General features: G+C 54.7%; 19 protein-coding genes. 8 read left to right on the top strand and 11 right to left on the bottom strand.

The features are described 5' to 3' along the window. Positions 1 to 16: 16 nt before the first annotated feature. The 11 genes from JW953_19395 to JW953_19345 form a co-directional block, all read right to left on the bottom strand. Positions 17 to 1,039 carry a PP2C family protein-serine/threonine phosphatase gene (locus JW953_19395; GenBank protein ID MBN1994872.1) on the bottom strand — a complete coding sequence of 341 codons (1,023 nt, stop codon included), beginning with the start codon at positions 1,037 to 1,039 and terminating at the stop codon, positions 17 to 19. Between the two features lie 475 nt (positions 1,040 to 1,514). Next, complete coding sequence (locus JW953_19390) at positions 1,515 to 1,730, bottom strand: Franean1_4349 family RiPP (GenBank protein MBN1994871.1); 216 nt, start codon at positions 1,728 to 1,730, stop codon at positions 1,515 to 1,517. Positions 1,731 to 2,066: 336 nt separating this feature from the next. Beyond that, positions 2,067 to 3,080, bottom strand: a complete 1,014-nt coding sequence (locus JW953_19385; GenBank protein ID MBN1994870.1) for a terpene cyclase/mutase family protein — start codon at positions 3,078 to 3,080, stop codon at positions 2,067 to 2,069. Continuing rightward, entirely contained in the window at positions 3,007 to 3,873 is an 867-nt protein-coding gene (locus tag JW953_19380) for a class I SAM-dependent methyltransferase (GenBank protein ID MBN1994869.1), read from the bottom strand. The genes JW953_19385 and JW953_19380 overlap by 74 nt, the downstream gene beginning before the upstream one ends. 16 nt (positions 3,874 to 3,889) lie before the next feature. Next, positions 3,890 to 4,888 (bottom strand): hypothetical protein, encoded by a 999-nt coding sequence (locus tag JW953_19375; GenBank protein MBN1994868.1) that lies wholly within the window; start codon positions 4,886 to 4,888, stop codon positions 3,890 to 3,892. Further along, positions 4,885 to 5,538 carry a methyltransferase domain-containing protein gene (locus JW953_19370; GenBank protein ID MBN1994867.1) on the bottom strand — a complete coding sequence of 218 codons (654 nt, stop codon included), beginning with the start codon at positions 5,536 to 5,538 and terminating at the stop codon, positions 4,885 to 4,887. Before JW953_19370 ends, JW953_19375 begins: the two co-directional genes overlap by 4 nt. 22 nt (positions 5,539 to 5,560) lie before the next feature. Further along, positions 5,561 to 6,826, bottom strand: coding sequence for a threonine synthase (thrC, locus tag JW953_19365; GenBank protein ID MBN1994866.1), 1,266 nt, complete (start codon positions 6,824 to 6,826; stop codon positions 5,561 to 5,563). 50 nt (positions 6,827 to 6,876) lie between these two features. Beyond that, positions 6,877 to 7,824: a carbamate kinase gene (arcC, locus tag JW953_19360; protein ID MBN1994865.1), complete on the bottom strand. Its 948-nt coding sequence runs from the start codon at positions 7,822 to 7,824 to the stop codon at positions 6,877 to 6,879. 158 nt (positions 7,825 to 7,982) lie between these two features. Further along, positions 7,983 to 8,960: an ornithine carbamoyltransferase gene (locus tag JW953_19355; protein ID MBN1994864.1), complete on the bottom strand. Its 978-nt coding sequence runs from the start codon at positions 8,958 to 8,960 to the stop codon at positions 7,983 to 7,985. A 151-nt stretch (positions 8,961 to 9,111) separates the two neighbouring features. Then, a complete protein-coding gene (pyrB, locus tag JW953_19350; GenBank protein MBN1994863.1) occupies positions 9,112 to 10,065 on the bottom strand; it encodes an aspartate carbamoyltransferase in 954 nt (317 codons plus the stop codon). 42 nt (positions 10,066 to 10,107) lie between these two features. Next, positions 10,108 to 10,887: a GntR family transcriptional regulator gene (locus tag JW953_19345; protein ID MBN1994862.1), complete on the bottom strand. Its 780-nt coding sequence runs from the start codon at positions 10,885 to 10,887 to the stop codon at positions 10,108 to 10,110. 459 nt (positions 10,888 to 11,346) lie between these two features. On the opposite strand from JW953_19345, the gene JW953_19340 reads away from it, so the two are divergent. The 8 genes from JW953_19340 to JW953_19305 all read left to right on the top strand — a co-directional run. Beyond that, the gene (locus tag JW953_19340; protein MBN1994861.1) at positions 11,347 to 12,660 is read left to right on the top strand and encodes a PD40 domain-containing protein; all 1,314 of its coding nucleotides are present in this window, start codon (positions 11,347 to 11,349) and stop codon (positions 12,658 to 12,660) included. A gap of 86 nt (positions 12,661 to 12,746) precedes the next feature. After that, positions 12,747 to 14,135: an efflux RND transporter periplasmic adaptor subunit gene (locus tag JW953_19335; GenBank protein ID MBN1994860.1), complete on the top strand. Its 1,389-nt coding sequence runs from the start codon at positions 12,747 to 12,749 to the stop codon at positions 14,133 to 14,135. Positions 14,136 to 14,147: 12 nt separating this feature from the next. After that, on the top strand, positions 14,148 to 17,066 hold the full coding sequence (locus JW953_19330) for an ABC transporter permease (protein MBN1994859.1): 2,919 nt from the start codon (positions 14,148 to 14,150) through the stop codon (positions 17,064 to 17,066). A 35-nt stretch (positions 17,067 to 17,101) separates the two neighbouring features. Then, on the top strand, positions 17,102 to 18,223 hold the full coding sequence (locus JW953_19325; protein MBN1994858.1) for an ABC transporter ATP-binding protein: 1,122 nt from the start codon (positions 17,102 to 17,104) through the stop codon (positions 18,221 to 18,223). Positions 18,224 to 18,237: 14 nt separating this feature from the next. Then, positions 18,238 to 18,948 carry an ABC transporter ATP-binding protein gene (locus tag JW953_19320; protein MBN1994857.1) on the top strand — a complete coding sequence of 237 codons (711 nt, stop codon included), beginning with the start codon at positions 18,238 to 18,240 and terminating at the stop codon, positions 18,946 to 18,948. Positions 18,949 to 18,970: 22 nt separating this feature from the next. Further along, entirely contained in the window at positions 18,971 to 20,275 is a 1,305-nt protein-coding gene (locus tag JW953_19315) for a sugar ABC transporter substrate-binding protein (GenBank protein ID MBN1994856.1), read from the top strand. A gap of 265 nt (positions 20,276 to 20,540) precedes the next feature. Next, entirely contained in the window at positions 20,541 to 21,134 is a 594-nt protein-coding gene (locus JW953_19310) for a sigma-70 family RNA polymerase sigma factor (GenBank protein ID MBN1994855.1), read from the top strand. Continuing rightward, positions 21,134 to 21,955 (top strand): PQQ-binding-like beta-propeller repeat protein (locus JW953_19305; GenBank protein ID MBN1994854.1); only part of this gene is annotated, 822 nt, incomplete at its 3' end. The genes JW953_19310 and JW953_19305, both read left to right, overlap by 1 nt.

Below are 21,955 nucleotides of genomic sequence, written 5' to 3'. Positions count from 1 at the left end.
TAGTAAATGGTTTCTATCACGCTACTTCCTTGAGGGCCGCTTCAGGGGTGGGTTCAAAGGATTGACTACTGGCTTCCTCACTCACGGCAATCACCACCACGGTAATATCGTCCAGTTGTTCCGCCGTTTCCCGAAACGTTTCCACCGCCTGCCAGATTTCTTGCAGGGTTTGTTCCGGGGAGGTGTGGTTGCTTTGGCGAATGGTCTCGGTCAGCCGCTCAAAGCCAAACATCTCCCGGCTGGGATTGACGGTTTCAATAATGCCGTCGGTGGCCAGGATGAGTTGGTCGCCGGGTTGGAGTTGAATGGCCTTTTCCTGGTAGCGGGCATTGGGCATGGCTTTAAGGGGAAAGCCGTTCAGTTCCAATTCTCGCACGCCCTGGGCATATTTAAGAATGGGGTAGATGTGCCCGGCATTAGCAAAATGAAAGGTCAGGGCCTGGGTATTTAAGATGCCGTAAAGGGCGGTAATCATCTGGTCTACCGAGGCGTCCTGGTAGAGCACCTGATTGGCCCGGCGCAAGAGCATGGCCGGAGAGACAAACCGGTGAGACTCGCTACGTAGGGTGCTGCGGGTCATGGCCATCACCAGCGCGGCGGCCAGGCTTTTACCGGTAACGTCGGCTACCACCACGCCCCACTCGTGCGGGCTGAGTTGGATGAAGTCGTAAAAGTCGCCGCTGGTTTCCTGGGCCGGTTTGGACCGGCAGGCAATGGCCAGACTTTCGCCGGTAGCGGGCGGGGTGGGGTAGAGCCGCTGCTGTAAATCCCGGGCAATTTCCATGTCTCGGTGGACGAGTTGGGATTGCAGTAGTTGTTCTTGGGTTTCGGTTAGACGGGCGTAGGCCTGGTTCAGAGTTTTTTGGTAGAGCCAGGAGACTGTGGCTAAAAGATATAGAAAGGAAATTGGAGGAAAAGCCAGTTCTATGGTTTTTTCTATTGCGCCAGTGAGTACAAAGTAGGGAATGATAATAAGTCCTGTATTTAAGATGGCAAAAACAAAATTAGTTTGGGGGCCGATCAGAAATCCAGCTAACAAAACGGTCAAAGCCAGTAAATAAGTACATAAGGTAAGAGCAGTTGCATCGCTACCTTCTATGCCGGGAATATTGAGAAGCGTATAAACAAATACTGTGACATTAAAATTGTGACAAAAAAGGTGACTGGCTAACTTGATGCGATTACGCCACCATAAATACAAAATAATCAGATTAAGGGTGAGGTTTGCGCTGATAATAAAAAAATTAAAGAACGGAGCATTTACTACCCATATAAGCCACAGGGCAATAAAATTTAATATGATCATCCCAATGAGAAGGGGCCTAAGGAAGTTCAACCTGCGTTGCAAATTATCCTTGAGGTTCGATTGGGTAATACGTTGGTTAAATCCCGATGATTTAGGCAAGGACATGAGAATAACGTCCTTAAATAATTGTAACAAGCCTCATCAGGTGACGAGGCTTGTTATTATCATAAGGTTAGAATGTAATACCAAAGCCACAAATTTTTTGAAATTACCAATTAGCCAGTGGTTCTATCTGTTGGTCGAGTTGTTCAGAAGTACCCTCTCTTTTAATCCGCTCAACCCCCGCCTCCAGGTCTGCCATCTCTTCTTCAGACAACTTAAAGTTCGCTTCCCTAACGGCGCTTTCCGGGTCTGCCAGCAGTTTGTCACGAAAGGCCTTATCCATCACAGCGCGGCCAACCAGCCGCTCTAAATCGGGACTCATTGTTATGCCTCCTATTGCATAAAGTTAAGAATATGAAAACACCCATTGATTAAACTTCAAACAGAGTAGCTCAACTTAGGATAGGTAAGTTAAGCCGCTACTGAGTTTGGCTAGAGTCCTCCAGAGGGGCCAGGCAAAAAATATATCTGCTTAAAAAATTGGGATAAAGTGTGTTTTATAGGTGCGGCTGGACCCGGGTCTTTTGTGGCCATGGCGTTCCTGGTGGCCGCACATCGTTTGCCCTCAATTATTAAAGTACCAGAAAACGTGCATTTAAGGAAGCGGGAAATAAGTCCTAATGTTAAATCAAGTGAGGAGCTTTGTCAAAAAAGGTAGTTACACCACGCCCTGCTCATACTTGCTCAGGGCTTCCAGGGCCAGGGCCGTGGTCAGAGCGGGTGCACCGTCGTAATAATAATTATAACTCACATAGGCGCCCCAGGCCGGCCAGCAACCGTTTTTTTGCTGGCGGGCCAGCAGGTCAGTTAAGGATGGCTCAACCACCGACAGGGGCGCTTTGAGATTGAGCAGACTGGCCGTTAGACAGACCAGGTGAAAGGCCGACGGTTCGGCCCGCGATAGCGGCAGGTTGGTCAGGATGTAGTTGCGCATTATCTCCATCGCCGGAGCCAGGGCTACCAGCCGGCCATCGGCATAGGCCCGGCTGAGAGCATAAATGGGCAGATGGGCAGAAACGCAATAAGTCCCCCCATAAGTTTGGTTTTGGATGATCTGCTGCGCATAAATCACTGTACCGGGCAGCGAAAGATTGAGCAGCCCGGCGCAAAACAAAATATTGGCGTTCACCAGGGGATCCACATCGCGGGCATACACCGAATCGCCCGTATGGTCAACGCCCAGCCAGGTGTAATAAGGCCCGCCGGGAGCCACCTCATTTTGCCAAAGCAAACTGTAAAAAGAAAGGCCTGGCCGCCGGCCCAGGCCGACCAGCGCTGCAACGGCGCAGGCGGTGCAATCCAGATCGGCCGGAATTTGCCGCCCGCCCCGGCCATCATAATGCCAGGCGCCGTTATCCTCCTGTTCGCCAGCCAGAAAGTTGCCGGCCCGCTGCCGGATGTGTTCGGTGAGCGGGCCGGCAGGCAAGCAGGAGAGGCTGTGCAGCACAAAGGTGGTCACGTACACCGACTTGGCCCGTTCCTTGGCGCCAAGCATGTCCGGTTGGGGCGCGGTGTAGGTGGCAAATTCGCCCGATGGTCGCTGGGTTTGGGCCAGGTAATCTAATCCTTCTTTAATGGCAGTGGTTAGAGTTTGTGGACTAATCACGGCGCTGCGCCCGGATAAAACAAAATTCGTCGCCGGGGCGAGAAGGCCGGCCGAGTTTTTCGCCATAGACTGCCTGCACGGCAAAGCCGCTGTTGTGCAAAACGCCGGTCAGCTTGGAGAGAGGATATAGTTTAAAGCGAGACCAATATTCTGCGGGTTGGCCGTTGGGATATAAAATCAGGTGGTGCGTCACCCGTTCGCCGGTGGTGGGGAAGGTGAGTTCGCGCACCATCCAGGCGTGAAACTGATCGCACCAGGGGGATTGGGCCAGAAAGGAAATCGCCTCGGTAACGGCCGGTTGGCTCTGGGCGAAACCCTCCGGGGGAATTTGAAACTCGACCAGCAATTGCCCGCCCGGTTTTAAAGCAGCGCGAATCTTGACCAGCAGGTCGCGCAGTTCGGCCAATTCCAGGCGGTTGATCATTGAATTTATCAGCAAAATTGCCTCAAATTCGGCGGTGTAGGCCAGGTCAAACATAGACCGGCAGCGATACGTGCAAGCGTCCGCCAACCCTTCGGCTTCGGCTTCAGCTTGGGCGTAATCAAGCAGGGGTTGGGCAATGTCTATGCCGGTAACGCGGTAGCCGGCCCGGGCCAGGCGCAGGCTGTACAACCCCGGCCCGCAGCCGATGTCTAAAATGGCCGCGCCGGGAGGCAAACCCAAATGGTCAACCAGCCAGATCACGTTGGCCTCAACTTCTTTGAAAGGACGCAAACCGACAAAGCCCTCGGCGGTGCGGCAGCGCAAAAATTGTTCGGCCTGGGTTTCCCAGGGCAGGGTGTCCAAAGGGGTAAAGTCTTCCGGTTCGTTTTTAAAAGGGCGCAGGGCGTCGAAAGGGAGAGGGACATCATTGGACATAGGTTGTTCCTTGTGCTCAACCTCCCGGAGACTCGGCTCCAAACATCTGCCGCATCTTGGCCCGATATTCCCGGCCGGCGACCCACTGCTCGGCGTGCCGGGCCATCTGGCGGCGGATCAGGGCGGCCAGGCGACAATGGCCGTAGGGAGCCAGGCAGTCCAGGGCTTGTTGGTTGAGGCCCTGCGCAGTCTGTTCAATGCCGGCCCAGAACTCCTCAGCGGTGATTTGATAACCGGCCAGCCGTTCCACATCCAGACCATCACCGGCCCGGCCGGTTTGGTAAAGGTGGCTGATAAGCCGGGCCGACACGTAGTTGAGTTGGCCGGCCTGCAGATCGGCCAGCCAATCACTGGCGTCGTCGCCCAGTTGGCGGGCGGCGGCAAAACAGCGCAGGGCGGCGGGAATGTCGTGGTGGAGAGCCTCCTCAGGCAAAATCCCAGCCAGGTGTAGCTGGGCAATGGTGGTGAAGTAAAAGCTTACCAACCGATCACCGACGAAGTCAAGGGTATAGGCAGCCACCCGATCAGGCGTTATCTCATCGAGCGTGGCGAAACGGACTTGCAGTTCCAGGGCGGTGGCCTCGGCGCAAGTGCGGGTCAGGCGATCAAATTCCGCCCAACAGGGGACGCGGGTCAGGCCCAGGCCATCGAAAATATCCACGGTGCGCAGCAGAGCCAGGTGAGCGATGACCAGGCCGGCCGGGTCGGCCTGGCGGTCAAGCAATTCATCCTGAACAAAGTAGTACCACCAAAAATAAAGTTGGGCCAGGCCCAAACGGTGGCAGAGCTCGGCAGGCACGGGCAGCAGGTCAGATAGCCAATAGGGTAATAAAGCCGCCACCTGGCTGAATTCGCCCTCGGCCAGCGACTCAAACGAGGGCCGGGCGATGGCTTGCAGGGGGGCGGACAGGTTACTGAGCCAGCCTTCAACCTCGGCCAGGATGGACTGGTAACGCTCTATCTCAACCTGGGCCGGGCCGGTCAGGTGTTTGCTGAGAGTGGCTTGATTTTTCAAGGGATAGCTCCAGCGGAATAAGTCCCCTTTTTCCCCACCACGCAGAAAAATACTCGATATTTGTCGGTGGATTGGTGGCTGGAAATTTGATCAAAACCGGCGGCAACCATCATTTGTTGCACGTCGCCTGCCTGGTATAAAGTAAGACGATCCTGTTGGGCGAAACCTTTATTTTCCAGAGACTCTTTGGCCGTGAAACACAGCACCAGCAACCCCTCGTCGGCCAGCACGCGCCGGATTTCGGCAAAAGCCTGGATTGGATTTTGCCAGTAAAAAATGGAATTCACGCTGCAAATTTTGGTAAAGCGCCCATCGGGAAACGGCAACGACTCCGCCGGCGCGCATCTCAGATCGAGTTTACCGGCCTCAAATAAGGCCGGGTATCTTTTTTGGCAGAATGTGACCATCATGGCTGAAACATCAACCCCGGCGACAAATCCGGCGGTGGTCACGCCGGCTATTCGTTCTATCAGGTAGCCGCCGCCAAAGCCTATCTCCAGAACCCGGTCTGAGGGGGTTAAAGCCAGATGCGCAAGGGCAATATCGTTTAAGTTTCTGTTTCGCTTATTCCACAAGCGCGGTAAAACCAGTTTGCCAAACAGACCGGATGGATGGCTTAACTGTCCGGCCAAAAATTTGGTTAGACTCATTTACTCCTCGTTCCCCCAAGAATCATTTTTTTGACCAGTTTTCTACCACTCGTTGCAAGTCGGCCATCTCCGGCTGAATGTGGTATGGCTGCGTGCCGACCAATTTCACGGCCTTCATCGCGCTGGCGATGTCTTTGAGGCCGTTGCCGGTGTTGAGTACCACCATGCGTTCATCCGGCGAGACCAAACCCTGATTGACGGCTTTGACCAGCCCCGCGTAGGCCGTGGCCCCGGCCGGTTCCGCAAACACGCCGCAACCACGCGCCAGGGCGGGAATGGCTTGCAGAATTTCGTCATCCGTAACCGAGAGATAAGCCCCCTCCGTCTCCTTAACCGCGGCCATCGCCTTGAGCCGGTCGCGGGGCAGGCCGGCGCTGATGCTGTCGGCTACGGTTTGGGCCTTGATGGGCGGTTTGGTGAGCACATCTTCGTTGTTTTCCCAGGCTTGCGCCATAAAGTTGCTACCGGCGGCCTGAATGCCCATGAGTTTGGGCATGTGGTCAATCCAGCCCAGGGCCAGCAGGTCTTTGAGGCCCTTGTGCAGCCCGCCGATGATACAGCCATCGCCCACGCTCACAAAAATACGGTCGGGCGCTTGCCAGCCGAGTTGCTCGCAAATCTCAAAGCTGGCCGTCTTTTTGCCCTCGCTCATGTAGGGGTTGTAGCCGGTGTTGCGATTGTACCAGCCGTATTCTTTGGCCGCTTGCAAACACAATTCAAAGGCGTTGTCGTAGGTCCCTTTGACCAGCAGCACGGTGGAGCCAAAAACAAGTAACTGGGCAATCTTGGCCTGGGGCGCGGTTTGGGGGACAAAGATCACATTGGGCTGTTTGACACTGGCGCACAGGCCGCTAAGGGCGGCGGCGGCGTTGCCGGTGCTGGCAGTGGTGATAATTTCTGCGCCTTTCTCTTGCGCTTTGACCACGGCCAGCGCGCTGGCCCGGTCTTTGAAAGAGGCGGTGGGCAGACGACCGTCGTCTTTCACCCACAGGTTTTGCAGGCCCAATTCAGCCGCCAGGCGGCGGGCGCGATACAACGGCGTCCAGCCCACGGTCAGCGGCGGAACGGGCATGTCCGGCTTGACCGGCAGCAAGGGTTTGTAACGCCAGATGGTATAATCGGTGGAGTGAAAGAGGTCGCCGGGGCTAAGACGGCGGCCAATGAAATCGTAATCGTATTGCACGTCAACAATGCCTTCGTCACCGTGATTGGGGCAAACGTAATCAATTTCATCCGGGCGGTAGGTTTGGCCGCAGATGAGACACTTTAGGTTAAGCACATGTTCCATAATCGGTCACCCATCCTATTACATATTTTGTAAGGCGTGGTCCGTGATATTTAATCCGGCGTAATGTGTGTGCCGGTTTTTCCGGTCAGAGCGCGTTCCAGGTTGTCGGGGTTGGAGACGATGGCGTGTTTGCCGCCTTTTTCCAGGTACCAGATGATGGCCTGGATTTTAGGCCCCATGCTGCCTTTGGCAAAATGACCTTCGGCCAGGTATTGTTTGGCCTGCGATACGGTCAGGTGATCGAGCCACTGCTGGTTGGGCTTTTGGTAGTTAAGGGCTACTTTTTCAACCGACGTGCTGATAATAAAGATGTCGGCGCCAATATTTGAGGCCAGCAGAGAGGCGGCATAATCCTTGTCAATCACCGCCGGAACGCCGCGCAGGTTGCCCTCCACATCGGCAATAACGGGAATGCCGCCGCCGCCCACCGCAATCACTACCACCCCGGCCTGGAGAAGTTGCCTGATAGATTCTTCTTCAACAATGCGAACGGGCAGCGGCGAGGCTACTACCCGCCGCCAGCCTCGACCGGCGTCTTCAACCACGTCCCAGCCCTCTTTTTCCTGGCGTAATTTGGCCTGGTCCTCATCCATAAATGAGCCAATGGGTTTGGTGGGGCGCAAAAAGGCGGAGTCTTTAGCGTCAACTTCAACCTGGGTAATCACGGTGACCGCCTGTTTTTTCAGGTTGTAGAGTCTAAATTCATTATAAAGGTTTTGTTGCAGGGCGTAGCCAATGGCGCCCTGGGTGTCGGCCACAATGGCATCCATGGGCACTTCGTGCAGTTCGTGGGCAGCCAGTTCGGAACGACGCAGAATAAAACCAACCTGCGGGCCGTTGCCATGCCCAATCACCACGTCCCAACCATCCCGGATCATTGAAACGATATGGTCGCATGTTTCTTGGGCGGCAATGTATTGGTCGCGCACGGTTTGGTGATATTTGTCTTTAATGAGCGAGTTACCGCCAATGGCAATCATAGCAATTTTGCGGCTCATAGCTTACTCCTTGTATAAAGGTAACAAAGTAGCAAGGTGACAAGTGCAGCATTCAAATGTTACTTGCTATTCTGTTACCCCGTTACTCTGCTACCCTGCTACATCTGCTACCCTGCTACATCTGCTACCCTGCTACATCTGCTACCCTGCTACTCTGATTATCTCATCGTTAATGCCATCACCGCCTTTTGGGCGTGCAGGCGATTCTCGGCCTGGTCGTATACCACCGAATGGGGGCCATCAATCACGCCGTCGGTCACTTCAATGTTGCGGTCGGCAGGGAGGGGGTGCATGTAGATGGCGTCTGCTTTAGCCAGGGCCATGCGGCGTTCGTCGGTGATCCAGTCTTTGTATTTGTCGGTCAGGCGTTTGTCTTCGGCGGGGTCGGTGGTGGTTAGCAGCGGCCCCCAACTTTTGGCGTAAACAATGTCGGAGGCTTTGATGCCTGCGGCAAAATCGTCCATTATTTCAAAACTGCTGTGGTGTTTTTTGGCGTTTTCTTTGGCCTGCTCAATGATGTCGGGCATCAGTTTGAATTCCGGCGGATGGACCAGGCGGACGTTCATGCCGTAGCGCGTCATCAGTAAGATCAGGCTTTGCGGCACGCTGATGGGTTTGGAATAGCTGGAGGCGTAGGCCCAACTGACGGTGATGGTTTTGCCGCGCGGGTCGCCTTTTTTCTCAATGATGGTTTGCAAATCGGCCAAAATTTGAAAGGGATGGTAGATTTCGCACTGCATGTTCAGCACGGGCACGCGGCCGGCCCCGGCCACGCCCCGAATGTATTCGTTGCCCACGCCCCAATCGCAGTGCCGGATGGCGATGCCGTCGCTGTAGCGGCCCACAATTTCGCCAATTTCTTTGGCGGTATCGCCGTGGGCAATTTGGGTGGTGCGGCTTTCGATGAATTGGGCATGGCCGCCCAGTTGGGCCATGCCCGCCTCAAACGAGACCCGCGTGCGGGTGCTGGAAAAGAAAAAGAGCATGGCCAGCACTTTATCGCGCAGGTAGGGGTGGGACTCGCCCAGGGCGCGTTTGCGTTTCAAATCAAAAGCCACGTCAATGATGGTGTCAATCTCTTCACGGGTGAATTCCTGGGTCGTGATCATGTCACGCCCGCGTAAATTGGTTTGCATAATTGATTCCTCCAAAGTAACAAGGTAGCAGGGTTGCAGGTAGCAGGGTAGCAGGGTTGCAGGTAGCAGGGTAGCAGGGTTGCAGAGCAACAGTTTTTTGCTACTTTGCCACCTTGCTACTTTGCCACTTTGCCACTTTGCTACCTTGAAATTATTCCATTGCGCCCAATACCAGGGCCAGCAGCGCCATGCGCATGACCACTCCGTTGAAAGCTTCCTGCCAGTAGCGGGACCAGCGGGTAATGTCAACGTCGGGGGGGATTTCATCCATGCGAGGCAGGGAGTGCAGCAGGATGGCATCGGATTTGGCTTTGCCGGTCAGGAGTTGGCGGGTGATTTTGTAATTGGCCGGGGTCAGGCCCACGTCGCCGCCGCGTTCATCCCGCGCTTTGGTATAATCGGGCTGAACAACCGGCTCTACCAAGATCACATCGGCCTCCGCGATGGCCTGCTCCACGTGTTCAACTTCGTTAAAGTCCAGGCTGTATTGTTCCAATTCGGCCTTGAATTCGTCGGTCAAGGACATATCCGGCGGAGAGACGAAGGTGATGGGGCAATCGAATTGAGTTAACCCGTAAGCCAGGGAATGCATGGTGCGCATGCGCATGTCGCCCACGGCCAGCCAGCGTAGACCGTCAAGGTAGCCTTTTTCTCGATACACGGTGTACAGGTCGGTTAAAATTTGGGTGGGGTGTTCGCCCCAGCCGTCGCCGCCATTAATGATGGGAATTGAGGCCCACTTTGCCGCTTCGTGCGGCGCGCCTTGCTGGAAGTGACGCATCACAATCACGTCGCCGTAATATTCCAGCATTTTAACCGTATCCTTGACGCTTTCCTGGTAAAAGTCGCCGGCGCGGGTCATTTTGGGGTCCGCAAAGCCGGTCACGCGCCCGCCCAAACGATGCATGGCGGCCTCGTGCGCCAGGCGAGTGCGGGTGCTGGGCTGGTAGAAGGCGGTCACCAGAGTCTTTTCGGCCAGCAAATCGGTGTTTTGCCGATTTTCAGCGAAAGGCCGCAATTCGTCGGCCACGTCAAAAACCCGGAAAAATTCGTGCCGTTCAAAATCTTTGAGTGAGAGAATGTCTCTTCCTAAAAAACTACGCATTATTTATGTCTCCTGAATTTAAGATTATTTTATATGATCCGGCTATGCCGTTTCCCGTCGAATCAATCTTAGCCTGAGCAAATCGTCTCGAAAGTAGGAATAGGTTTTAATGACCGGCTCATTATCTTGGTTATAGCCCACTTCGTCAAATGCCAGCAGCGCTGTTTTCCGCCGGGGCAAGTCCAGCGTATCGGCCAGCCAGGCCGGCGCAATCAGGGGCGTAATTTCGCTGAGATAGTAGGTTAAATGCTGCTGGCAGAATTTTAACAAAAACTGGTAGATGGGCCGGCGGAAATCGTCATTGGTGTAGGGCTGGCTAATGATGGCGGTTGGAAGATAGTTCACCGTCAGGGTCACCGGTCTGCCGTCGGCCAGAAATAATTTTTTAACCACTAATACCTTGTTGTCACCAGAAATATGGAGGGTTGCAGCCAATTCGGGTTTAGCCGGCTGTTCCCCAACGCTGAGGATGCGCGTGGACGGCGTGTAGCCGTGCGCTTCGAGCATGGCCTCATAAGTCCATATCTCTTCGAGACGGGTTTTGATCTGTAGCCCGGCCTTATTAACAAACGTGCCCGCCCCCTGCTTGCGATAAACTACGCCTTCCAATTCCAGGCGACTGAGGGCATCGCGGATGGTGGTGCGGCTCACGCCCAGGGCTTCGGCCAAATCCGTTTCGGACGGAATCCGGCCTTCGACGAACTCATCCTCAAGGATGCGTTGTTTGAGGTGAGCTTTGGCCTGTTCGGTTAGAGAGGGACTACGTTTGAGCATGTAAAAAAGTATGATGGTATAGTTGTATGACAAATTGAGATGATACATCCAATCGCTACCCTTGTCAATTTTGTTGCATTTGATATTTTGCCCCTGAATTTAGTGATTAAATATCTTGATTAATATAGGATGCGCCCAGGTTTAATCAGCAGTTAAATTTGGTGTCAAAAAATTGAAGACCAGGTGGCTGTACCTTTTAAACCTAAGTACACCGTTGCATAAATTCGTTCCGGGCAACACACTTGCGCAATGCTGTACTAAGGCTTATTCCTAAGCCTCGTTCTTTTGGAAATAGTACACTTTGGAGTATACTTTAGTTTTGCTGTTTGTCTTTGCCTATCTGATTTTTTAAACGTTTGTAAATTGAACAGGAGCAAGTAAGTGTCAGGTGTCGAGGGTCAAGAGTCAGATATCAAGGTTCCCGGATCGGGTGGGAGGTTAAGATTTTGGTCAGGGATTTACGGGGTGGGGCTGCGTGTTTTGTTTTTCGGATTGTGTTTAGGGCTGATGGGCGCAATTTTCACCCCGGTGGTCATTGCCCAAAATAACACGCCCCGCCTGACTGTTATGGTCGAGGCACTCAACGTGCGCAGCGGCCCCGGCCTATCTTACCCCGTGACCGGTTTGTTAAAACAAGACGACGCGGTAGACGTGATTGGGCAGCACCCGGCCAGCGGCTGGTGGCAGATTCAACTGCCCGACGGCGGCGAAGGTTGGGTGACAGGGGTCTCAACTTACGCGCGCGTCAGCGGCGATACGGCCAACGTGCCGGAGGTTGCGGCTCCCCTGGCAGCGGCAGTAATGGAAACAACCCCGGCCGCGCCTCTCCCGCCCGGCCCGGGCGACGGCACAATTGTTTTTCAGGCCAGCAGCGGCGGCCCCATTTACGCCATTGATGCCGCCGGCAGTAACCTCCGCTACCTGACTACCGGCCTGGACCCGGCCCTTTCGCCCGACGGCCGCTGGGTGGCTTTTACCCGGTGGGATAGCCCGGGATTTGGCGCGTTGGGCAGCGTGTGGGTGATCAAGGTTGACGGCAGCGGCGAACGCCCCATCCTCAGCGGCATTGCCGGAAACCCAAAATCGCCGACCTGGTCGCCGGATGGGCGGCAGCTTGCCTTTAACATGCAACTTGCAGGCGGGCATGGCGAGGAGTTGCGGCTTTGCGGTAAAAGCTCTGTTCCGGCGGGAGCCTATGATATAAAATGGATTGTCTCAGATGACGGCAGAGGTTCATTTTGTTACACCCTTCCGCCGGAGTCCTTTTGGGGGCTGCGGGTGGTGGATGTGACCACGGGCGCGTTTCGAGACTTGCCTCACGATGCGCATGCTTTCTCTCCCGCCTGGGACCCGGCCAATGATTGGCGTTTGGTTTTTGATAGCGAGCGCGGCTTGACCAGTTTAGACATTAACCAGGGAACCGCCTGGCCGCTAACCGCGGATGCGCTGGACCACTCGCCCGTTTTTTCACCCGACGGCCAACGCCTGGCCGTGACCTACTTGCAGCACAACCATTGGGACATCCACGTGTTGAATACCGATGGCAGCGGCCGGATACGGTTGACCGAAACCCCGTTGATCAGTATTGTCGAGCAGCGTCTCCGGGGCGAGGAGCCGCGCATCTGGAACAACGTTTCCGCTACCTGGTCGCCGGATGGCTCGCAAATTGCCTTTTTGTCGGACCGTAGCGGCCAGTGGGACATTTGGGTAATGAACGCGGATGGCAGTAACCAACGTCCATTGTTTCCGGCGGGGACCCTGGCGGGCATTGATTTTCAATATAATGATGTTGACGAACGAATGATTTCTTGGGAACGGTGAAAAATTAGAAACCACGCCAAGATGTTCATCTAATTTCTCATTTCTAATTCCTCACTTCTAATCTCTTTACGGATAGGAACGATATAATGATCCGACGAGTTTTATTTTTAACCATCTTCTTTCTGGCTTTTCTGGCGCTTACCGGCTGTAGCTTACTGCCGCAAAACCAGCGCTCGCAGGCAGTGGTGCAGTTGGGACCAACGCCAACGCCTATCCCTACCCCCATTGTGCCCACCAAACCAACCTACCAGGTGCAACGGGGCGAAGTGGTGGAAAAAGTCAAATTCTCCGGACGGGTGGCGCCGGTGCAGGAAGAAGAACTCTTCTTTCGCACGGCTGGTTGGGTGAGGAACGTCTACATTGAAAGGGATGATTTGGTAGAGACCGGCCAGGTGTTGGCCGATTTGGAAATTGATGACCTGGAAAAAGAGTTGACCTCCAAACTGCTGGACCTGGAACGGGCCGAGTCTATTTTAGCCGAGGCCGAACGCAACCTGGCCACTGAAATTCGCCGGGCCGAGGTTGAAGCGCAAATTGCCCAAATCCGGGTGGAGTCGACCCAGGCCCAAGACCTGACCCCGCGACAGGAGCAGGTGGCCGCCGACCTGGAGAAAGCGCAGCTTGCCTTACAGCAAGCCCAGGCAGATTACGATGAAATTGCCTGGCGCAACGACCGGGCCACGGCTCAGGAAGCCAACAACTTGCAGCAAGCCACCTTGGATTACATCCAGGCCAAAGCCGACTACCGGTTGGCCGTACAGGAAATTGAAAATCAAAAGTACGATATCGCCATCCTGGAACGCGAACTTGAGTTGGCCCAGATTCGGTTAGATGAGTTGGACCAGGGCATTGACCCCCTTCTGAAAAACGATGTGGAACGGGCCATCCTGGATGTGGAAAAATTGAAGGCCGAAATCGCCGACGCCCAAATCATCGCCCCCTTTGACGGCCAGATTCTCTCCGAAACCCTGACCGAGGGACGCGAGGCCACGGCCCGCAAAACAGTCGCCATTATTGCGGATTTAAGTGAACTGGAAATTAGCGCCGAACTCTCTTCAACGCAACTGCAAGACCTGAGCGAAGGGATGCCCGTGGTGGCTACCCTTTCCCGGCGCCCCGGCGAGGAGTGGCGCGGCTCTATCCGGCGGTTGCCTTATCCCTACGGCGGGGGTGGCCGCAGCGAGGGGGCCGAAGAAGAGGACCAATCTACCCGGATCAGGTTGGAGGGTGTTAGTTTTGAGGACCTTGACCTTGAGGTGGGCGATTTGATGTCAATAGAAGTGATTTTGGAGCAGAAGGACAATGTGCTCTGGTTGCCCCCGCAGGCCGTGCGTAAATTTGAAGGACGCGATTTTGTAGTGGTTCAAGATGGCGAATTGCAGCGGCGGGTTGATGTGAAAGTGGGCATCGAAAGCGAAGATCGAGTGGAGATTGAAGAGGGCCTGACCGAAGGCCAGATTGTGGTGGGACCGTAGGAGCTATTACCAATGAGGTTCTTGTTTCGTACCTGGGCCATTTTTGTCGTCGCTCTCAGGCGGCTTTTCTCTCAAAAAGGTTTGAACCTGGCCACTTTATTGGGCCTGGTGGTGGCCATTGCCCTGGCCCTGAGTATCCCCCTGTACGCCGACGCCGTGTACTATCGCATTTTTCGCAAGGAGTTGCAGGAGGCAACAACTTCTGTGGGCCAGGATACCGGACGCTCGCCTTTTGCCTTCATGTTTCGTTATGTTGGCTCCTGGCGCGGCCCGGTGGATTGGGCAGAGGTCCAGCCGGTTGACCAATACTTCGCCCGGTCGGTGCCGCCCATGTTGGGTTTGCCGGAGCAAATTAGAGTGCGGTATTTTAAAACCGATAACTTCCGCATTTTTCCCGAAGAAGACATAGCCTACGCCGATACCAGGGATCCCCTCACCTGGGCCTATTTTGGTTTTGTTGACGGCATCGAGGGCCACATCACCATCCTGGAAGGCAAATTTCCGGCGGTAGCCGATCCAACCGCAAATAGCACCGTTGAGGTGCTGATTTCCGAAGAAATGGCCACAGAACTGGGCTTGCAGGTTGGGGAAACTTATATAACCTTTAACAAGCAGGTGATAGACGAGGTAGAATATACCACCCAAATCCCCATGCGCATCATCGGGGTCTGGCGGGCAACCGACCCCACCGACCCGTTCTGGTTCTATCGGCCCAGCGCCTTGGATACCCTGCTGCTGGTGCCCCCGGAAACTTTTCTGGGGCGGATTGACCCCTATATGGAAAAGGCCATCTACCTGGCTATGTGGTACCTGGTGATGGACGGTTCTGACGTGCATGTTTCGGATGCCGTGCCCCTGCTCTCCCGCATGACGTTGATTGAGCAAAAAACCGCGGCCCTGCTGCCCGGCGTCACGCTTGATGTATCGCCCAAGCAGGCCCTCCAGAATTATTATCGAGCCTCTTCCCAACTTACGGTTCTGCTTTACATTTTTGCCGTGCCGGTGCTGGTGTTGATTTTGACCTTCATCAATCTGGTGGTTGGTTTAGCCGTGGGGCGCAAACATAATGAGATTGCGGTTTTGCGCAGCCGGGGCGCGACCGTGGTGCAGGTTATTGGGATTTCCCTGGTTGAGGGGGTGATCTTGGGCGGGCTGGCCCTGGCCTTTGGTTTGCCCCTGGGCGAGATGATTGCCCAAGTTATGGGCCAGACGCGCAGTTTTTTAGATTTTAGCGCCCAAACCGATTTGCGGGTGGGCATAACCCCCATCACTTTGCACATTGGCTTGGTGGCTGTGGGTTTGGCTCTGCTGGCCCAAGTGATTCCAACGGTTAGCGCGGCTCGCCACACTATTGTTACCTACAAACAGGAACGGGCCCGTTCTTTGCGCCCGCCCTGGTGGCAACGAGCCTGGTTAGATGTGTTGCTGCTAATCCCGGCAGTTTACGGCGCGTATGTGCTGCGCCAGCAGGGTAGTGTGGTGGTGCAATTGGAAGAAGGGGCCGTGGCTAATGACCCCTTTCAAAACCCCCTTCTTTTTCTGGTGCCGGCCTTGGGCATTTTTGCCCTGACCTTATTCTTTATCCGGCTGTTGCCCCTGGTGATGGCTATTTTGGCCTGGATTTTTTCGCACATTGGCGGGGTGGGTATTCTGTTGGCCACCCGGCAATTGGCCCGTTCGCCCGGTCTCTATACAGCCCCGATGCTGTTGTTGGTGCTGACCCTCAGCCTGTCGGCGTTTACCGCCTCGCTGGCCCAAACCCTGGATAATCACCTGTTCGACCAGATGTATTATAACGTGGGGGCCGACATTGGCCTGGCCGACTATGGCGAGAACACCGTGCAGGCATCAGGGCTGTTTGGCGGCGCCGATATTGGTATTGAGGAAGAAACTGAGGCAGAGGAAGAAGAAGCGGGGCCCCAGTGGCTTTTTTTGCCGGTAACCGAATACCTCAAAGCGCCCGGTGTGCTGGCTGCTACCCGGATTGGCAACTATCAAGCCAGCACCCAATTGAGCGGCGGCAACCAAGAAGGGATAATGTTAGGTATTGATCGGGTTGATTTTCCCCGCGTGGCTTTCTGGCGGTGGGATTTTGCCCCTTCGTCCCTGGGGGAGATGAGCAACGCCCTGGCCCTGACCCGCGATGGCGTTTTAATCCCCCGTGAATTTATGAAGACATACCGCCTGAATATTGGCGACACCACCCGGGTGCGGACCATCTTTTACGGCAACCGGCTTGATCTGGATATGAAGATTGTGGGCGCGTTTGACTATTTTCCCACCTGGTATGAAGAAGAAGACGGTCCCCTGTTTGTGGCCAACCTGGACTACTTATTTGAAGAGGCAGGCGGACAATTCCCTTACACTGTCTGGTTGCGCACCGCGCCCGGCGTGGATTACGAACAACTCAAAGCAGATATCACCAATCTGGGTTATACGGTCTTAAATTGGGATATTGCCCTGAGAGAGATTGTTGAGGAGCAGCAAGACCCGGGCCGCCAGGGTTTGTTTGGCCTGCTTTCGGTTGGTTTTGGCGCGGCGGCCCTTTTTACCATCTTGGGTTTTCTGCTTTACGCCCTCTTCTCCTTCCGCCAGCGGTTCATCGAGTTGGGCGTGCTGCGGGCCATCGGCCTTTCGGCCGGTCAAATGGCCATCTTTTTGGCCTGGGAGTTGGCTTTTTTGATTTTGTCCGGCCTGGGCCTGGGCACCGGCTTGGGCATTTTGGTCAGCGACTTGTTCATCCCCTATCTGCAAATTGGCGCCGATGCCGTCTCGCTCACCCCGCCTTTTCTGGTGGAAATTGCCTGGCCCGCCATTTTCCGCATCTATACCATTTTTGGCTTGTTGTTTTTTGCGGCGCTGATCATTTTAACCGCCTTGCTGCTGCGGATGAGAATATTTGAAGCGGTCAAACTCGGTGAAACCGTTTAACAGAGGAAAGAATGTGAAAGGAGTCACGGCTTGCAATGACTAACAGTAAACCTTTACCTGATCAGGCATCTCCGCCTGCTACCGCCTCTCCTCTCTCCTCTGACCTCTCGCCTCTCCCTGTTGATGACCTCGCTCCTCTCTCCTCTGTTGACTCTCCCCTGATCCTCTGCGAGAATCTGGTCAAGATTTACAAGGTAGCCGACCTGGAGGTAGTGGCGTTACAGGGCTTGGATTTGTTGATCCAGAAGGGCGAGTTGATGGGTATTGTTGGCCCCAGCGGCAGCGGCAAGACCTCCTTGATGAACATCCTGGGCGGATTGGATCGTCCCTCGGCGGGGCGAGTGTGGGTGGATGGCAATGATTTGCTCAAAATGTCCGACGTGGCCCTGGACCGTTATCGCCGTTCCAAAGTGGGCTTTATCTGGCAGCAAAGCGCCCGAAACCTTATCCCTTATATGAATGCCCAGGCTAACGTGGAGCTTCCCTTGACTCTGGCCGGAAAAACATTTAGAAAGCGCAAACGGGCCGAAGAGCTGCTGGCATTGGTCGGCCTGGCCGACCGGCGCCGGCACAGCCTGGCCCAACTTTCCGGCGGCGAGCAGCAGCGGGTAGCTATTGCCGTAGCCCTGGCCAACGATCCGGTTTTGCTGCTGGGCGACGAGCCAACCGGCGAGGTTGACTCAAATACGGCTTTGACTATTTACGATACCTTCAAAACCCTCAACCGCGAACTGGGCCTGACCATCTTGCTGGTCAGCCACGACCCCACCATTGCCCGCCACGTAGAGCGCGTAGTGGCTATCCGGGATGGCAAAATGGCTACCGAAACCGTGCGCCAGGCTGCCGCCACGTCTGGGGCCAATGGCAATGGCGAGCCTGGGGAAGAAGTTGAAGAAGGGGAAGAGGTTTTTGAAGAATTGGTTGTGCTGGACTCGGCGGGACGGTTGCAGGTGCCCAAAGATTACCTGGAGCAATTCAGTATCAACCGCCGGGTCAAGCTGGAAGTCACCGCCGAGGGTATCCTCATCAAGCCGGTGGCCGAAACTGACCGCCGGAAAGTTGAAGATACTTCTGCCATTGACGCGTTACTAGAGGCCTCCAAAAAGCGGGGGCTGCGCGGTCTTTTCCATCGCCTGCGGCGGGACAAGAAGAATTGAGCGTGATAGAAACTATGGCCAAAACCAAAACAACAGCAGAAACTGAAAACGGTTACGTTATTAAAGCCAAAGATTTGTGGCGTATTTACAAGAGCGGCATCCAGGAGGTGCAGGCGCTGCGCGGGGTTGACCTGCAAATAGAACCGGGCCATTTTGTGGCCCTGGTGGGACGTTCCGGCAGCGGCAAAACTACCTTGCTTAATATTGTGGGCGGGCTTGACCAGCCCTCCAAAGGCAAGGTGAGCGTGTTTGGTCGAGAATTATCCGGCATGAGCGAGCGCAAACGCACCCGCTGGCGGCGGGAACAAATCGGCTTTATTTTTCAATCGTTTGGCTTGTTGCCTACGCTCTCCGCTTATGAGAACGTGGAGCTTATGCCCCGTATTGCCGGGATGCGAGCCAAAGAGCGCAAAGAACGGTCTCTATATTGCCTGGAATTGGTTGGCCTGAAAAAATGGATGGATCACCGTCCCTACGAAATGTCCGGCGGCCAGCAGCAGCGAGTGGCCATTGCCCGCGCCCTGGCCAACAAACCCAAACTCATCCTGGCCGACGAACCCACCGGCGAGTTGGACACCTCTACTGCCCGTGAAATCCTCACCCTCTTCCAGCACATTGTGGCCGAAGAAGGCATCACCATGTTGATGGTTTCGCATGATAGTCTGGTGGATGAATACGTGGATCAGGTGCTGCGTTTGAGAGACGGGCAGGTGGTTGAAGCCTAAGGTCTGGTGGAAGGAACAAGGAATGGACTGGGGTGATTTATTAGAGGCATCGCAAAAAACATTGAGCTTGATCTGGCTAGTGGTTTGGTTGCTATTTAGCGCGTTTATCTCCGGCTGCGGCCTGATGGCGGCGCCCACTGCGGAAATTGATCCGGTGACCATCACCTTTGTTTACCCGGCAGTAGACGAGGGTTATTACGAACCCCTGGTCCAACAATTCAACCAAAGCTATCCCCACCTTACGGTTGAACTGAAGCGCGTGCCGTTTGACCGATTGGACGACCTTGCCCCTGATGAGGCCGATATTTTTTTGGTGTATGACTACCTGGTCTACCAAATGAAACAAGAGGGCGACATTCTGGATTTGAGTCCGTTTATAGAACAAGATGATGTTTTTGATCAGGCCGATTTTTATCCCGGTACGGTCGAAATGCTCTCCAGCGAAGGTAAACAGTGGAGCATTCCCGCCGGTGTGGATGTGGGCGTAATGTATTACAACCGGGATCTGTTTGACCAGGCCGGTATCCCTTATCCCGGTCTGAACTGGACCTGGGATGATTTCCTCAATAGCGCGGTGGCAGTGAGCAACCCCGAAGCCGGCATCTATGGCTATATTACCACCGGCTCAACCATGGACCCTTCATATTTTGACGCCATCTTTTTTGTCTATCAGCACGGGGGCAAAATTGTTGACGATCTGCAATCTCCCACCCGGCCCACCTTGAACGACCCCTTGACTATTGAAGCTTTGGAATGGTACACCAAACTATATACTGAATATGATGCAGCCCCGACGCCTCTGGAGGCGCGCAAAGCCTTTAGGGGCAATCCCCAGTACGCCCTGTACGAAGGGCTACGTAACGGTAAAGCAGGCATGTGGATTGGCGTTCTTTCTGACCGGGGCGGGCTGACCTGGCCGATAGAGTGGTTTGTTAATTGGGGCATGGCCCCTTTACCCCGCGATGCCCAGGCTATCACCCAAGTTTCGGTTGAGGGGTATGTCATCTCTTCCCAAACGGAAAACATTGAGGCCAGTTGGCAGTGGATTTCTTTCCTCAGCGGGCAAATGCCTGGTCGTTTGATGCCGCCGCGCCGGTCGCTGGCCGCATCTGCCGCTTATGAGCAGCAGATGGGCAAAGAAATTGCCGCCGTCACGCGCGCCTCAATGGAAAGTGCCGTGGTGGTGTCGCCCGAAGTAGGGGAGGAATTGAACGACATCATTGATATCTTTGGTCAGGCCGTTGATGATATGGTGAACGAACGTTTTTCTCCGATTGATGCGCTAAATTGGGCCCAACAAGAAGCTGAACTGAAGATGGGGCAGTGACCGCCCGGTGATTAATTCTCTCCCCGTTTACGTATAACCCTATACGTAACACCTTGAAACCGATGCTCTAAAGCCAAAGGAGAGAAATTCATCATGTTGCGCCAATCCCTTTCATTCTCTCTCGTTGTCACTCTAGGTTCTTCTATTGGGACTGCATGCGGGGACAAGGTCACATTATTCTCTGCGCTTACCATCATTTTGAGGACCCGCCTACCTATCGAGATCACCACATTGGCTTTCGAATTATAATACAGGCTGATCAAAAATGACCGACATCCATGCTCTTATCCAACGCTGGCAGGGCGGCGACCAACGGGCCGCCGAGGCGTTGTACAACTATTACCGTGACCAAACCTTCCGTTTGGCTTATGGTTTGTTGAGCCATCCCGCCGACGCCGAAGAAGCGGCCCAAGATGCCTTAACCTACGCCCTCACCAATATTCGGCGCTATGACCCTCAGCGAGCCAGTTTTAGCACCTGGCTGCACACCATCACCGTCAGTCGCTGCCGAGACCAGCAGCGACAGCGCCGCCGCTTCCTGGGCCAGTTTTCTTTGACAGCCTGGCTGCAAAAAGGCGGCGATGTCTCCAGCCCCGACCCCGGCCAGGAAGAGCAATTGGTAACCGCAGAGATGCATGACGAAGTATTAGCCGCTGTACAAAGTTTAAGCGCTTCTCTCCGAGAGGCGGTTCTGCTGCGCTATTGGGCCGGGCATACCTACCGGGAAATGGCTGACATTCTGGACTGCCCGGTGCCTACCGCTCAATCCCGGGTGCGTCTGGCCTATCAACGATTACGAGGTATCCTTGCTCCAGGCAGCCTGGCCGATTTGAGCAGTATAGAAGAGGAGCGGGTGTGATGACAATCCATTTGACCCAAGAACAACTCATTGGCTATATTCACCAAACGCTCACCGATGCTGAGCGAGAAGAGATAGACCGTCACCTGGCCGAATGTGCTCAATGCCGGGGACTTTTGACCGACCATGAGACTACACAGCGTCGTATTCACTATGGTTTGATGAACGGCTTGCGCAAAGTGCAGCCCTCGCCCCAAATGTCCTTTGCGGCGATTGCGCCTGGCTTGAAGCGAAGGTGGAGCGGCGGATTCATACTGCCCTGGACGGTGGTCGAGCAACCACTTTCGGGTGCTTTGACCCTGGTTATGTTGGCCGCCCTGGTGTTGGGTCTCTTTTTTATCTTCACGGGCAAAACGCCGCCTCCGGAAACCAGCGTTGCCGGAAGCATGTTTCGCGGCAATCCGCAGCATACCGGCGCCTATAATGTGGAGGTTGCTCCATCGTTGGGTAAAGTGGCCTGGTTGTTTGACACCGACGACAGAATTTGGACTTCCCCGGCCGTAGCTGATAACCTGGTCTATTTCAGTAGCATGAATGGCCACGTTTACGCCCTTAACAACCAGACCGGCCAATTGGTGTGGAAACAAGCCACCGGCGGGGCGTCGTTTTCCTCGCCAGCGGTGGTGGAGGGGCTGGTCTATGTTAGCTTTGACAGTCATCTCTATACGCTAGATAGCCAAACCGGGCAAAAAAGGTGGGGTTTCAAAACTGAAGGCTATTGGACAGATTCCCCCCCCACGGTGGCCGATGGCCTGGTTTATTTTGGCTCCGGCCCTTATCTTTATGCGCTGGATGCTCAAACCGGGCAAAAAAAGTGGAGT

The organism is Anaerolineae bacterium (assembly GCA_016931895.1).
Taxonomy (GTDB): Bacteria; Chloroflexota; Anaerolineae; order 4572-78; family J111; genus JAFGNV01.
This window is presented reverse-complemented; position numbering and strand designations above follow the sequence as displayed.